The organism is Allobranchiibius sp. GilTou38, assembly GCF_017565325.1.
Taxonomy (GTDB): domain Bacteria; phylum Actinomycetota; class Actinomycetes; order Actinomycetales; family Dermatophilaceae; genus Allobranchiibius; species Allobranchiibius huperziae.
This window is the reverse complement of the sequence record NZ_JAGEKN010000004.1, coordinates 151,630-164,662: the sequence shown is the minus strand read 5'-3', so window position 1 is coordinate 164,662 and position 13,033 is coordinate 151,630. Positions and strand designations below refer to the sequence as shown.

The window sequence follows — 13,033 nt, the reverse complement described above, 5'->3', positions numbered from 1 at the left end:
CATGGACTCCAGCAACCACTGGTACGGGCACGCCCACATCTTCGCGGCGTACTGCGGCCTCGACGGGACCAATCCGCCTCGCATCAACGGGATCCTGCAGCACGGGTGGACCTTCGTGCACGGCTTCGGCTACGGGCACAACCCGCCGAAGGGATTTGCCCGCTTCGTGTGGTCGGACGTCTGCCGGCGCCGCGGACAGGCCATCGGCTGGCGTGACTACGTCGTGACCGGCAGCCCCTTCCTCTACCTCGACGGCATGCTGGCGCCCGAGCCGGACGCGCCGGAGCCGGAGGGCACCATCTGGTACCCGTTCCACGGCACCGCCGACTACGAGGGCGTGACCGGCGATCACGACCGACTGATCGCGGAGATCAAGGAGACCGAGCCCGGCCCGGTCACCATGTGTCTGTACTACGTGGAGTACGAGCAGCCGCAGATCCGGGCCAAGTACGAGGACGCGGGCTTCCGCGTCATCTGCCACGGCAAGCGCGGCACGTTCTGGACCGGCGGCAACCACGACTTCCTGCACCGTCAGCTGCGCGAGCTGCGCCGGCACACCCGGGTGGCGTCCAACCGGCTGTCCACGGCGACGTTCTACGGGGCAGCGCTCGGCCTGGAGCCGGCCGTCTACGGCGATCCGATGGAGTTCATCGGGGTCAAGGACGGCTTCAACGGCGAGCAGCTGCTGGAGTGGACCTTCCACGACCTGCACGGCAAGCACACCGACGCCGCGGTGGCCCGCCAGATCGCGGACCGCGAGCTCGGCCGGGACGCGATGATGTCGCCGGAGGAGCTGCGCGAGGTCTTCGGCTGGCAGGACGAATGGGCGTTGACCGAGGCGATCGAACAGGAAGTTGTGACCGCATGACCACCACGGCCATCCCCGCGGGCGGCACCAGCCGCCCGCACAACGTGCAGCTCGGCCCCGGGGCCATGCAGAACTGGTCCGATCTGGAGCACCACCCGGCCGGCGCCAGCGCGGCGCAGCGCGCAGTCGTGCAGGAGTTGGTGCGGCCCGGGCAGCGGGTCGCCGTGGTCGGGCCGCACTCGCTCGACGTCATCACCGGCATCGCCTCGCAGGTGGCCCACCTCAGTGTCATCACCCGTTCCATCCCCGACGCGGTGACCATCGGCAACGCGCTGCTGGAGCACGAGTCGGTCGACGTGCAGTGCGCGAGTGCCGCGACCCTGCTGGAGCAGCCCGAGCCCTACGACCTGGTCGTGGCCCTCGACGACGTCACCCGCGTGTGGTCGCCGGAGAGCGAGCCCATGACGTGGGCGCAGGTCTACGACGCCGTGCGCCGACTCGTCGCCCCCGGCGGCAGGTTGCTGCTCGGTGTGGAGAACGAGCTGGGTCTGCAGCGCATCACCAGCCTGCACTCGCGGTACACCAGCGACCACGACGAGGACTGGTCGGTCACGGCGACGTTCGACGCCAGCCGGCCGCGGTCCCTTCAGGCGTTGATCGATGTGGCCGACGGCGACACGGGATCGGTGCAGGTGCTCGGTGCGCTGCCCATCTGGCAGGAGCAGACCGTGCTCGTCAGCGGAATCGACGAGCTGTCACCCGAGCTGACCACCCTGCTCGGCGCGCTCACCCTCGGGTCGCCGGCGTACCGACGCGTCGGCGCCGACCCGACCCGGATGACCCGCGCCGCGGTGTTGTCCGGCCGCCTTCCCCATTTGTGCTCGGGCTGGATCCTGATCACCGGGCCGACCCCGGTGCAGGCGTACGCCGGCGCGGGCATCCTCGCCGACGACGCGGCCGGCCGGGTCGCGACCTACACCGACGTCGACGGTCAGGTGCTGCGCCGCGTGCCGGGTGCCACCGATGCCATCGTGCCGGTCAGTGCGAGTGCCGAATCACTGTCAGGCACAGCCCTCGACGCGTGCGCCGCGCAAGACGTCGCCGGGTTGCGCGCGCTGCTGGTGCGCTACCGGGCGTGGCTCGTCGCCAACGCCACGGACGGTGTGCTGTCGCGCGACGTGGCCGACACGCGGGTCGACAACGTCATGCTGGACGACGTCGGTTTCCAGGCGCTCGCGCCGGCCGAGGACGACCGTCCGTTGGACGCGGCGACCTGGGCCGCGCTCGCCGACCTGGTGCTGGTCATCCGGGCGCGCGGCTCCCGTCACCCGTGGCCGGCCGCCACCGACGACACCACGATGCTCGCCACTCTGGGCGCGATGGTCGGTCTGCCGGCGGACGGTGTACCGGAAGGTCTCCTTGCAGCCGCGGACGAGACGGCCGGTCTGCCCGCACACGACGTGTCCGGCCTGCTGGCCGTGGTCGAGCGGCTCACTGAGACCAACGAGGCGCTGGCATCGCGTTCGCGTTGGTTCGAGGAGCGCCTCAACGTGCGCGAGCGAGAGATGCGCGCGCGTGCCGAGCGGCACCGCAAGGAGCTGGAGCTCGCGGTCAAGCAACAGCGCATCCTGCAGGATTCGGCCGAGGACCTGCGCCGCTCCATCACCTATCGGGCAGGCGCCGCGATCATCAACCCGATCCGCAAGTTCGGCGGCAACCTGCGTCCCTGACGCGGCAGTCGCACTCACGCCGACACCCCCATAGAGGCAGGGCGCTGCCGCGACGAACGCCCGGTTCAGCGCATCCGGCGGTAGGCGCGGATGGCTCCATCGGCCCGCTTGAGCGCGACCCGCGCGAGCTTCTTGGGATCCCGCAGGTCGGCCACCTGGCTCGCGCGGCGTGCGAGCCGGTAGGTGCGGCCCGCAGTGAGCGCCGCAGCCGCCGCGACAGCCTCGTCGCGTTTCTCGACCTCGTCCAGCAGGTCCCGTCGCAGCCCGCGGATCCGTGCCTCGCGCAGCTGCAGTGCGGTGTCGCGATCTGCGAGCACCCTCGTCGTGGTGTCGAGTTCCGAACGCATCGTCGCCACCAGATCCTGGTCGCGGTGTGCCCTCTCCAGCGTCGAGCGCAGATCCTCGGGTGCCGGGGGCAGCGGGGGCGCTTCTCCGTCGAGCACCGGCTCCGTCACCCCGGACATCCCGAGCCACAGCTCGACGAGCTGGTCGGTCGAGAGCGTGGCGGGCCAGGGGTTCTCATGCCCGGCCTCGCGCAACCGGTGCGCGAACCGGCGCCATGCGCGGTCGAGCAGAACGGCCGACGACGCGGACGACCCCTGCGTCGGTCGGTGGTCGAGGCTCAGGCCGGGCGCGAAGCCGTCGCCGACGGGATGGATCTGGTCGAAGTAGACCGACATCGTCGCGAAGGACGCCGCAGATTCGCGTATCCAGGATCCCAGCCGTGCAGCGAGCGATCGGAACTCCTCGGTCTGCGCGAGCGCGACCTGCTGCAGCAGCAGGTGTTCCACCGTGCTGGACGTCGGCAGCGTCGCAGGAAGATCACGGGTGTCGTGCCCGCCGGTGACCAGCCCGTCGGTCGACCGGTCGAGCCAGACGGCGTCGTCACCGGCGCGCAGGTAGGCGGACCTGCCACGCCCACCCACGACGGCGATCCAGCCCGCAGCCGCGGCGGAGAGCGAACCGGCCAGCGACAGACGGTGCACCAGTGCGGCGGCCGACAGGATCCGTTGGCCGTCGGCCTGATCCAGAGCGCGCTGCACGACCGACGTGATGACGGTGCCCGGTCCACCATCGGCGAGGGCGCGGACGGAGACCAGTGTGCGCAGGTCGCGCGGATCGCCGAAACCGCAGTGCACGCTCGCGATCGGGAAACCCTCGGCCGCGAGAGAGGACTCCAGAGCGTGGACGGACGCCGGGCGGGAGTGATCGTGCCCGGCCGCCTCCAGCTCGCGCCCGGCCGCGTCCCGTGCGCTCGGCACGCTGAGCAGTTCATCGAGTCGAGCCGGGTTGCGGGCGCCGATCACGAGCGTCCCGCCCGGCCGCAGCTGCCCGCAGAGCAGACGCAGCGACTGCGACCACGTCGTCGGGGTGCCGTTCAGGGCACCGGTGCGGTCGAGTCCGTCGACGGCGACGACCGCGTCGTACGACGCCCCTCCCGACGCGAACGCCGCGAGTGCGCCGGCCACGACCCGCACGTTGCCCGGCGCATCGGCGGCGATCCGGCCCGCGTCGTCGTGCGAGCGCACCAACATCGTCACCGAGCGCCCCTGGGCCCACAGTGCGGGCAGCAGGGCAGAGTCGGTGGCTCCGACGACGAGAAGCGAGTCAGACTGCGGGAGAACGTCGCTCAGGAGATCGTGCAGGACCGGCCCGGAGATGACCGGCTGGTCGTGTACGGCGCGCAGGGCGCCCTCGATGACATCAGTCACGGTGGTTCCAATCCAGGAGGGTGCGCAGTTCTTCAGGGGTCACCACGTGCGCGGCGCCCAGTTCGCGGTCGGCGTACTCCCGCCAGCCGGTGTCGTCCAGGGTCGCCATCCACCGTCCGAGGCCGGTCAGGACCGGGTCCTGCTCACCGACGGCGGGTCCCTCCAGCGCGACAGGGAATCGTGACGCCGCGGCGAAGAGCAGCTCCGCGCGGGGTGCGTTCGCGATGACCCGTTCGTGGCGTGCGAAGAGATCCCGCAGCCGGACCAGGTAGCGCGGTTCGTCCGTGCCCGGCTCGTCCTGCGTCGGCCCGAGCGGGACGATGTCGTGACCGAGGTCGGTGTAGGCGCCCCGCAGCGCGGGGACGGCGTCGTCGGCCGGGGACAGACCGACGGTCGCCGACCCTGCGACGTGCTGAAGATGCACGGCGAGTCGGCGAGCGAGGTGCTGACCCTGGATGCCGTGGGTGGGGAGGAAGACGACGCCCCGGGGCGCCACGGGGGCGGGGGGCTCCTCCTCGCGCAACTCCAGCTCCTCCGGGGTGCGGAGCGAATCCCGTTCCAGAGTCTGCAGATACGCCCACGGCGCGCCGAGCGCAAAACCGGGAGTCTGGCCGGCCGCCATCCGACGACGACGCGCTGCATCGCTCCACACGAACACCGGCAGGCCGTCGTGCGCACTCGACGCCCGTCCTGTCAGATCCCATTCGGCCTGCACCTGCCCACGGATGCTCGGCGGACTCCACGGGTCGAGGTCGTCGTGCTCGGGGTCGGCGTAGACCGCGAGGATCTGCGCGTGGCCGAAGCGGTGGTTGTCCGGGTGCATCAGCGCACCTGTGCGCGGACGGTGTCGGCGTTGGTGGTCAGCGTGAACAGTCGACCCGCGACCTGCAGTTCGTGCGGGAGCAGGCTCGCCGCGCCGGGCTCGCAGGCGACGGGGAAGTCGCCCCCCTCGATGTGCGCGAACAGCGTCCAGTCCGCGGCCGGTGCCCCGGGGACGACCGGTTCGTCCACGAGCGGGATCAGGAGCGCCGATTCGCAGGTGGCGGTGAATCCGCCTGCAGTGACCTCGTATTCGCAGGCGACCTCGACGAAGTCGTCACTTCCCGGCAGATACCTGCGCCACGCCATGCCGCTGACCGGCACTCCCTGCCACACGACGCCGTGCACGACCACCTCGCCGTCGCGGGGCTGCACCAGGTACGCCGACGGGCGCGCCGGACCGTGGGTCAGACGCATCAGCCCGAACGGCGTGCGGGTGAGGCTCACCAGCTCGTCGGCCACCTCGACGGCCACGTTGCGCGCGTGATCCGGCCAGGACAGCGGGACCGGCCCGATATCGGTGATGAGCTCGACCGATCGCACGGAGGTCTGGGTGAACGGATCGTCGGCGTGGTCGCCCTCGAGCACCTGTGCTGCCGGGACCAGCACCGCGAAGTCGGTGCGGCCATGGTGCTGGCGCAGCTCTGCCGGGAAGGACGCGGGCGGCAGGGGCCGGGCGCGGCCGATCTCCAGCGAGGCGACGGTGGAACGGTCCGGGATGGACCCCTCGATGACCAGGTCGGTGCCCTCGGCACGCACTTCGGTCACGGTCGTGGGCGCGTAGACGCGGAACACCGCGAGGACACCGCCCTGCGACGCCGACGGTTGCAGGAGCGCATCCTCGCCCAGCCGGTGCGACGGCGCGTAGCGCGCGCTGCCGTCGTACAGGTTCTTCAGCATGCCGACCCGGTGGATCCCGCCGTTCGTCAGGTCGACCTCGAAGCGCAGCGGCCACACCATGTCCGAGCGTTTCGCCAGGTGGGCGACGTCGACGCGGGTCTCGAACCCGACCTCGCTCACCCCGCCGCGCAGGTTGCGGGTGCGCCGCCGGGTCACCTCCAGCGGGTAGCGCGCCAGGCCGCACACCGCGCTCACCCCGAGCTCGTAGTCCGGCGCATCGGGGAAGTGCTCCAGCTCGACGCGGCCCTGAATGACCAGATCGTCACCGTCCCAACGCAGATGCGTGACGGCGGTGGCCAGTTTCAGGGCTGTCAAGGGGTAGGAGTAGGTGCGCTCGGGTGCGGTGGAGCGGTCGTGGCCCGGGTAGGCCGCGGCGTACCGCCAGGGCGTGCGCCACGACCGGCGCAGCGGCACGCCGCCGACCAGTCCGCCGTCGTCGCGGAAGCGGGCGAGTTCGCGCAGCAGCGGGACGTCCGAGGCGCGCAGCGCGTGGTACTGGATCTGGTCGATGCGTGGCCGGGAGGCGATGTCGAATCTCAGCCGGGAGGTGAGCCGGTGGCCGAGTTGCAGCAGGGCGTCGACGTCCTCGTCGGGCACCACGGCGAACGCCGCACACAGCGCGGCCAGGTCGATCCCGGCCAGATACCAGTGCAGGGTCTCCCGGATCTTGGGCGTGCCCTTGCGATCGGCCAGGTCGAGGACCATCTCGGCCGAGATCACCCGGTCCAGCAGGTTGTCGTAACGGAACACCTGCTGGGTGATGGAGTCCCCGGATTCCCTCTCGCGCCAGTAGTACCCGTGCGCGGAGATGATGTCGACGGTGACGGCGTCCAGATGAGCGCCCAGCGTGACGGGGTAGTCCTCGTAGCGGATGGCCGGGAACTCATAGCCGTACTCGTCCCAGAAGCTGCGGCGGTAGACCTTGTTCCACACCATCCGGTCGCCGACCAGCCCCGGTCGGTCGAAGATGTCGGTGCCCGCAACGGTGTGCTTGCAGATCCCCCCGTGTGTCCAGCTCTGCCGCACTCCCGAGGTGCGGCTAAAGCGTCGCGCGTTGCTGAGCGCGAACGAGGAGCCGCTGCGCTCCAGCGAGGACACCATCAGCTCGAAACTGGAACGGCTCACCAGGTCGTCGCTGTCGATGAAGGTCAGGTAGCGCCCGGTCGCGTTCCGGGTGCCGGTGTTGCGCGCGGGCCCGAGGCCGGCGTTCTCCTGGGTGACGATCCGGAAGCGCTGATCGCGCTCGGCGTACTCGCGTGCCACCTCGACGCTGGCGTCGGGGGAGCCGTCGTCGACGAGGATGACCTCGATGTCCTGCAGGCGCTGCACCCGGATGGACTCCAGGCATGGCGCGATGTAGTTCTCGACGCCGTAGTAGGGGACGACGACCGACAGGAGCGGACTGGACACCGGCGGTTAGATCAGGTCCAGCGAGAGCGCGGTGCCCCGGGCGACGTCGCGGGTGAAGGTGCGCCCCACGACGGAGTCGAAGTCGTCCGGCGGCAGGCCGTTCGCCGGGCGGATGGACCGTACGTTGTCCGCCGTCACGGCCTCGCCGGCCTTCACGTCCTGGACCACGTAGAGGGAACGGCGGAAGCGCAGCCCCTCCTTCTCCTGCTGACGGGCACCGATGCGCGGCTGCCCCAGGCACTTCCACGCGATCTCGGTCTGGCTGACCAGTGCTGCCAGCTCGTCGGGCTCGGAGGAGAACGCCGAGTCGACGCCGCCTCCCTCGCGCGAGAGGGTCACGTGCTTCTCCACGACGACGGCGCCGAGCGCCACCGCGGCGATCGGCGCGCCGATGCCGATGGTGTGGTCGGAGTAGCCGACCAGGGTGCCGAAGGTGTCACGCATGACCGGGATGCCGCGCAGGTTGGACTCCGCCGGGTCCGCCGGGTAGTTCGCGGTGCACGCGAGCACGACGATCTGGTCGTTGCCCGTGCTGCGGGCGGCCTGGACGGCGGCGTAGATCTCCCCGACCGACGCCATGCCGGTGGAGATGATGATCGGCTTGCCCTTGCTGGCGGCCAGCCGGATCAGCGGCAGGTCGACGATCTCCGAGCTCGCGATCTTGTACGCCGGGGTGTCCAGCGACTCCAGCAGATCGATGGCGGTCGGGTCGAAGGGGGAGGAGAAGACGGTCAGGCCGTGCTTGCGCGCCTCGGCGAAGATCGGCTCGTGCCACTCGAACGGGGTGTGGGCCTCGACGTACAGGTCCCACAGGGTGCGCCCGCCCCACAGCTCGTGCCCCTGCGACAGTCGGAAGTCGGGGGCGTCGGACTGGATGGTGATGGTCTCCGGCGTGTAGGTCTGCAACTTCAGCGCGTGCGCACCCGACGCGGCGACCATCCGGACGATGTCCAGGGCCTTGTCCAGGGAGCCGTCGTGGTTGCCGGACATCTCGGCGATGATGAACGGCGGCTGGTCGGGGCCGATCTCGCGGTCGCCGATGCGCACGTTCGTCGCGGTCGTGCGGTCACTTGTCACGGTCATTGGGCTGCCTCCTGCGTCGGATGGTGTGCACGAGCACGCGTTCGCCATCGATGGTGTGCTCGGTCGCCGAGATCTCCTCGAAACCGTTGCGGGTGTTCATCCTGCGGACCGCCTCGTTGGCGTCCAGCACCTCGCCGTCGAGCTGCTCCAGACCCAGCTCGCCGAACGCGTAGCGCACCGCTTCGCGCTGGATCTGGATCCAGGCCGGGAGGAGCTCGCCGCGCGCTTCGAGTCCGGCGTTGTCCAGGTAGTAGCCCCACATGGCCCGGCGCTCCCCGGACTCCTGCTCGATGCCGAAGAACGTCACGACGCCGGACGGCGTGCCGCCGCGCTCGTACATCAACACGATGCGGGAGGGGTCGTCCTGCAGTGCCGCCCAGTAGCGGTCGTGCTCCTGCGGGCTGATGACCCCTCGCGTCAAGGACACGGATCGCACTGCGGGATGGTTGCGCCAGGTGCGCACGGACTCCTTGTCCACCTCGGTGGCAGGGCGCAGCATCGAGCCTCCGGCAGGGCTGGTCTAGGGCGGATCACGGGTGGCGGACGGATGTCTAGACTACATCGCCATGACCACCCTTCCCCGTGACCAGGTCCGCAGCATGATGGGCGAGGTCCTTGCCGCGCAGGGCAAGGAACTTCCCGCCGAGGACGGCGCGCTTCTGGAGACCATCGGCTTCCGCTCCCTGGATTTCTCCGAGTTGGCGCTGCGTGTCGAGGACGAGTTGGACGAGGAGCTGAACTTCGACGCTCCCGGTCTGCGGTCGATCGAGACGGTGGGGGACGTCCTCACCTTCATCGACCAGCTGCAGCAGGCGTGAGCGAGCGCCTGCCTGCCGGCGCGGACAACCGCGTCGTCTCCCGCGGGTACGTCGGCCGGTGGCGTGACATCGACGAGGCACCCGACCTGCCGGACGCGGCGGCCTTCCTGGTCGCCGACAACACCGAAGCGATGCGGGCCGTCTGGCAGCACGTGCTGCACGCGGACCGCCGCGAGACGCTGGTGGCCGCGCGCTCGCGCATCGGCGCCGAGCAGGAGCGGGAGTTCCGCGAGTCCGGGCTGGCCGTCGTACGACTGCCGGACGTGCAGCCGGCACTGCTCGACCGACCGGCCGACCCCGGCCGCATCTGGCTGCTGACCAGCGGGTCCACCGGGCGGCCCAAGCAGGTCGCGCACACCCTGGACTCCCTCACCACCGTCGGCACCGATCAGCCGCCACGTACCTGGCTGTGCCCCTACGCGACCGGCGCGTACGCCTGGTGGCAGGTCGTCACCCTCTCGATCCAGGTGCCGGGTCAGGACGTGGTCTTCGTCGAACCGGACGAGATCGACGCCTGGCCCGCGCTCGCGGAGCAGCACGGCGTCACCGCCGCGTCCGGCACCCCGACGTTCTGGCGCCAGGCCATCTTCCGTGCGGTCGACACCCTCTCCAGGGTGCCGCTGCGACAGGTCACGCTCGGCGGCGAGCCCGTCGACCAGGCCATCCTCGACCGACTGCACGAGGTCTACCCGGGCGCGCGCATCTCATGGATCTACGCCTCCTCCGAGGCGGGGGCGGCCATCGCGGTGCACGACGGGCAAGCCGGATTCCCGGCCGCATGGCTCGACCGAGAGACCCCCGGCCGACCCCGGCTGAGCGTGCGGGACGGTGAGCTGATCATCGCCTCGGCCAAGGCCGCCGAGGGGATGGACGCACAGATCCACACCGGTGACCGCGCGGAGATCGTGGGCGACCGGGTCCTGATCACCGGCCGGATCGCCTCCGATGAGATCAACGTCGGCGGCTCCAAGGCCTCCGCGTCCGGCGTACGCGCCGTGCTGCTCGCGCACCCGGCAGTCGCCTGGGCGGCTGTAAAGGGCCGTCGCGCGCCGCTGGTCGGCAACGTCGTCACCGCGCAGGTCGTGCTCTCGGGCAGCGGCGACATTGTCACCGAGGCCCAGTTGTTGCAGTGGTGCAACGCGCGGCTGCCGGACTATTCCGTGCCGCGCCGGTTGCGCGTGCTGCCCGAGATCCCGATCAAGGAGTCGCTCAAATCTGATGTCTGAGAATTCGACCGCCATTCCCCGCGCCAGCTGTGTCCTGGTCTCCGGCGGCTCCCGCGGGCTCGGGCTCGCGCTGGTGCAGGACGCGCTCGATGCCGGTGCGAAGGTCGCTACCTTCGCCCGCACGATCACCCCGGAGCTGGAGAAGCTCGCTGCGGACCGCCCCGACGACGTGCACATCGGATCGGTCGACATCACCGACGAGAAGGCGGTGCGCACCTTCATCAAGGAGGCCGCGGCGCACCTCGGACCGATCGACGCTCTGGTGAACAACGCTGCCATCGGTCAGGACTCGCTGCACGTGCACACCTCGCCCGAGCGCATCGCGGCCATCGTCGCGACGAACCTCACGGCCCCGCTGCTGGTGGTTCGCGCGTTCCTGCGGCACGCGATGGCGAAGTCCGGCCGCGGCCGCATCGTGATGGTGACCTCCGTCTGCGCTCAGCGTGGTTACTCCGGTCTGGTCACCTACTCCGCCACCAAGGGCGGGCTCGATTCGGCGATGCGCACCCTCGCCCGGGAGATGCACGGCCGTTTCCTGGTCAACTCGGTGGCGCCGGGCTTCTTCGCCTCCGAGATGTCCTCGGTGCTGGGCACCGAGCAGCTGTCCACGATCACCCGGCGCACGCCGACCGGTCGCCTGGTCGAGCCGGAGAACATCGCGCCCGTCGTGCGCTCGCTGCTCTTCGACGACACCAACATCAACGGCCAGGTCCTGACCATCGACGGCGGCGGCAGCATCTGAGTCCGCTCGACCTGGCGGACTACGTTGCGGCGTACGCCGACCCGGCGCATCTACGCCTCACGCCATCGCTGACGGCGGCGCGGGCGCTCGGTGGTGTGCGGTCCTACCTGCCCGACGGGCGCGGCGTCGTCTGGGTGGCGCCGGAGATGCCGGGAATCGCCCGGGCCATCGACGCCGAACCCGCCGCGGCCGAGGTCTCTCGCCGGCTCGCGCGTCGAGCGGGCACCGAGGACCCCACGGTCGTCTGGCCACTGTGGACCCGCGCCGAGACGGTCGCGAAACTGCTCGACCTTCCGGTCCTGTCCTGGCTGGCGTGGCCGGGGCTCGAGGTCCCCGCCGACCTGGCCTGCCGAGTAGCGCTCTGCACTGTGCTGCTACCTGACGACGTGACAGGTGATGTCACAGTGTCCTGTGGCGCCACTGTGGCGACCTGAGGCCTCAGCCGTCGGCGAGAGCACCCATCGGGTCCCAGGCCGGGAGCACGATCGGCTCCTGCTCCAGAGCATCCTGCAGCTCCTGCGGCAGGCGACTCCTGTGCGCGGCGATCTCGAAGACGTACGGCGCGAACCACGAGTCGTTCATCGTGTAGAAGCCCTGGTCGGCCTTGCTGTCGCCCCAGGAGTTCTCCACCCGCCACTTGCGCGGCGTGTCGCCGTCCAGGTCGACCCCGGTCAACAGCATGGCGTGCGTCATGAGCGTGTCGTGGAACTCCAGCCGGGCGGCCTTGTCCAGCGCGAACGAGGTGTCGTAGACGCCGTCGTAGTCGAAGAGCCGGGCGTCCCAGATGCCCAGGTCGCGCGCCATCATCTTGCTGACGTCGCAGCCGAACCACACCGGCTCGCCGTCGCGGATCGAGGCGGCCGCGATGCTCTTCAGCAGGTCGGGCTCGACGTTGAGGTAGCGCACCGGCACACCGCCGACGACGTTGCCGAGCTCGTCCACGGTGAAGGTCGCTCCGCGCGGGCTGCTCTCACGAGGGTCGTCGACGAGGCAGACGTAGTCGTCCAGGTCCTGCTCGACATACCGGTCACGGAACTCCTGCGGGGTGAGCACTTCGTCGCGGTGGAACTGCTTGTCGGTGTCCGTCCACTGCCACTCGACGGTCTCCGGCGGGGTGCCGAGGTGCATCGCGAGGATCCGGTACGCCGCGGACATGACCTGCGCGCGTACGCCGTCGATGTCCTTCTCCTTCGCCGCCCTCAGGTCGCGTGCGGCCTGGCGCAGCAGCGAGCGCAGCACGCCGTTCATCGCCCCGGTGTCAGAGGAGGAACGGGTCTCCGGCATCGCCGACTTCGGCACCAGGCCGTGCTTGTGCACCAGCGCCACGAACATGTTCCACTGGCCGCCGTCACCCATGACCTCGTCGAGCACGAAGCCGAGGGTGCGGTCGTCGGACGGTCGGTCGCGCAGCCGGACCACCGAGTCCATGAAGTAGTTGCAGCGCTCGAGCTTGTCCCAGAAGAGCAGGTGGTTCTGGGAGAACTCGAAGTCCTTCAGTCCCATCCGGCGGGAGGCGCCGACGCGCAGCAGGTTGAGACCGGCGAAGAGCCAGCAGCGCCCGCTCTTCTCCTGATTGGTGACCTTCCAGTCGTCCAGGCGGTGCGACATCGAGGTGTCGGTGCGGGTCACGATCGTGCGATCGAGCGCGACGTCGGCGAGCGCGGTGTTGGTGAGCGCGTTCTGCACGATGCGGTGGGTGGGGGAGGCGTCGAACTCCTTGCGCAGCAGGTCGACGTCGTCGGAGGTCAGGGAAGTAGTGGGCACATCACTCATCTATGCATCGTC

Annotated in this window: 12 protein-coding genes; 6 read left to right on the top strand and 6 right to left on the bottom strand. The window is 70.3% G+C overall.

The window, feature by feature from the left end; all coding sequences use genetic code 11:
- Position 1: 1 nt before the first annotated feature.
- Both JOB34_RS02625 and JOB34_RS02620 read left to right on the top strand, forming a co-directional pair.
- Positions 2 to 868, top strand: a complete 867-nt coding sequence (locus JOB34_RS02625) for a hypothetical protein (protein ID WP_179479511.1) — start codon at positions 2 to 4, stop codon at positions 866 to 868.
- Positions 865 to 2,538: a class I SAM-dependent methyltransferase gene (locus JOB34_RS02620; protein ID WP_208051265.1), complete on the top strand. Its 1,674-nt coding sequence runs from the start codon at positions 865 to 867 to the stop codon at positions 2,536 to 2,538. The genes JOB34_RS02625 and JOB34_RS02620 overlap by 4 nt, the downstream gene beginning before the upstream one ends.
- A gap of 65 nt (positions 2,539 to 2,603) precedes the next feature.
- Here the strand turns inward: JOB34_RS02620 and JOB34_RS02615 are convergent, their stop codons facing one another.
- The 5 genes from JOB34_RS02615 to JOB34_RS02595 are packed head-to-tail and all read right to left on the bottom strand — an operon-like array spanning position 2,604 to position 8,961.
- Positions 2,604 to 4,250, bottom strand: coding sequence for a hypothetical protein (locus tag JOB34_RS02615; protein WP_208051264.1), 1,647 nt, complete (start codon positions 4,248 to 4,250; stop codon positions 2,604 to 2,606).
- Positions 4,243 to 5,073 carry a hypothetical protein gene (locus JOB34_RS02610; protein WP_208051263.1) on the bottom strand — a complete coding sequence of 277 codons (831 nt, stop codon included), beginning with the start codon at positions 5,071 to 5,073 and terminating at the stop codon, positions 4,243 to 4,245. The genes JOB34_RS02615 and JOB34_RS02610 overlap by 8 nt, the downstream gene beginning before the upstream one ends.
- Positions 5,073 to 7,379, bottom strand: coding sequence for a glycosyltransferase (locus JOB34_RS02605; RefSeq protein WP_208051262.1), 2,307 nt, complete (start codon positions 7,377 to 7,379; stop codon positions 5,073 to 5,075). The genes JOB34_RS02610 and JOB34_RS02605 overlap by 1 nt, the downstream gene beginning before the upstream one ends.
- Positions 7,380 to 7,385: 6 nt before the next feature.
- A complete protein-coding gene (gene pseI / locus JOB34_RS02600) occupies positions 7,386 to 8,462 on the bottom strand; it encodes a pseudaminic acid synthase (protein ID WP_208051261.1) in 1,077 nt (358 codons plus the stop codon).
- The gene (locus JOB34_RS02595) at positions 8,446 to 8,961 is read right to left on the bottom strand and encodes a GNAT family N-acetyltransferase (protein WP_208051260.1); all 516 of its coding nucleotides are present in this window, start codon (positions 8,959 to 8,961) and stop codon (positions 8,446 to 8,448) included. The genes pseI and JOB34_RS02595 overlap by 17 nt, the downstream gene beginning before the upstream one ends.
- Positions 8,962 to 9,028: 67 nt before the next feature.
- Between JOB34_RS02595 and JOB34_RS02590 the strand changes: the two genes are divergently transcribed.
- The 4 genes from JOB34_RS02590 (at position 9,029) to JOB34_RS02575 (ending at position 11,682) form a co-directional block, all read left to right on the top strand.
- Positions 9,029 to 9,280 (top strand): acyl carrier protein, encoded by a 252-nt coding sequence (locus tag JOB34_RS02590; RefSeq protein ID WP_179479525.1) that lies wholly within the window; start codon positions 9,029 to 9,031, stop codon positions 9,278 to 9,280.
- Positions 9,277 to 10,506: an AMP-binding protein gene (locus JOB34_RS02585; RefSeq protein ID WP_208051259.1), complete on the top strand. Its 1,230-nt coding sequence runs from the start codon at positions 9,277 to 9,279 to the stop codon at positions 10,504 to 10,506. Before JOB34_RS02590 ends, JOB34_RS02585 begins: the two co-directional genes overlap by 4 nt.
- Positions 10,499 to 11,248, top strand: a complete 750-nt coding sequence (locus JOB34_RS02580) for an SDR family oxidoreductase (protein ID WP_208051258.1) — start codon at positions 10,499 to 10,501, stop codon at positions 11,246 to 11,248. The genes JOB34_RS02585 and JOB34_RS02580 overlap by 8 nt, the downstream gene beginning before the upstream one ends.
- 95 nt (positions 11,249 to 11,343) lie before the next feature.
- Entirely contained in the window at positions 11,344 to 11,682 is a 339-nt protein-coding gene (locus JOB34_RS02575; protein ID WP_208051257.1) for a hypothetical protein, read from the top strand.
- Between the two features lie 4 nt (positions 11,683 to 11,686).
- On the opposite strand, the gene JOB34_RS02570 is transcribed toward JOB34_RS02575, so the two are convergent.
- Positions 11,687 to 13,021 carry a C1 family peptidase gene (locus tag JOB34_RS02570; RefSeq protein ID WP_208051256.1) on the bottom strand — a complete coding sequence of 445 codons (1,335 nt, stop codon included), beginning with the start codon at positions 13,019 to 13,021 and terminating at the stop codon, positions 11,687 to 11,689.
- Positions 13,022 to 13,033 lie beyond the last annotated feature (12 nt).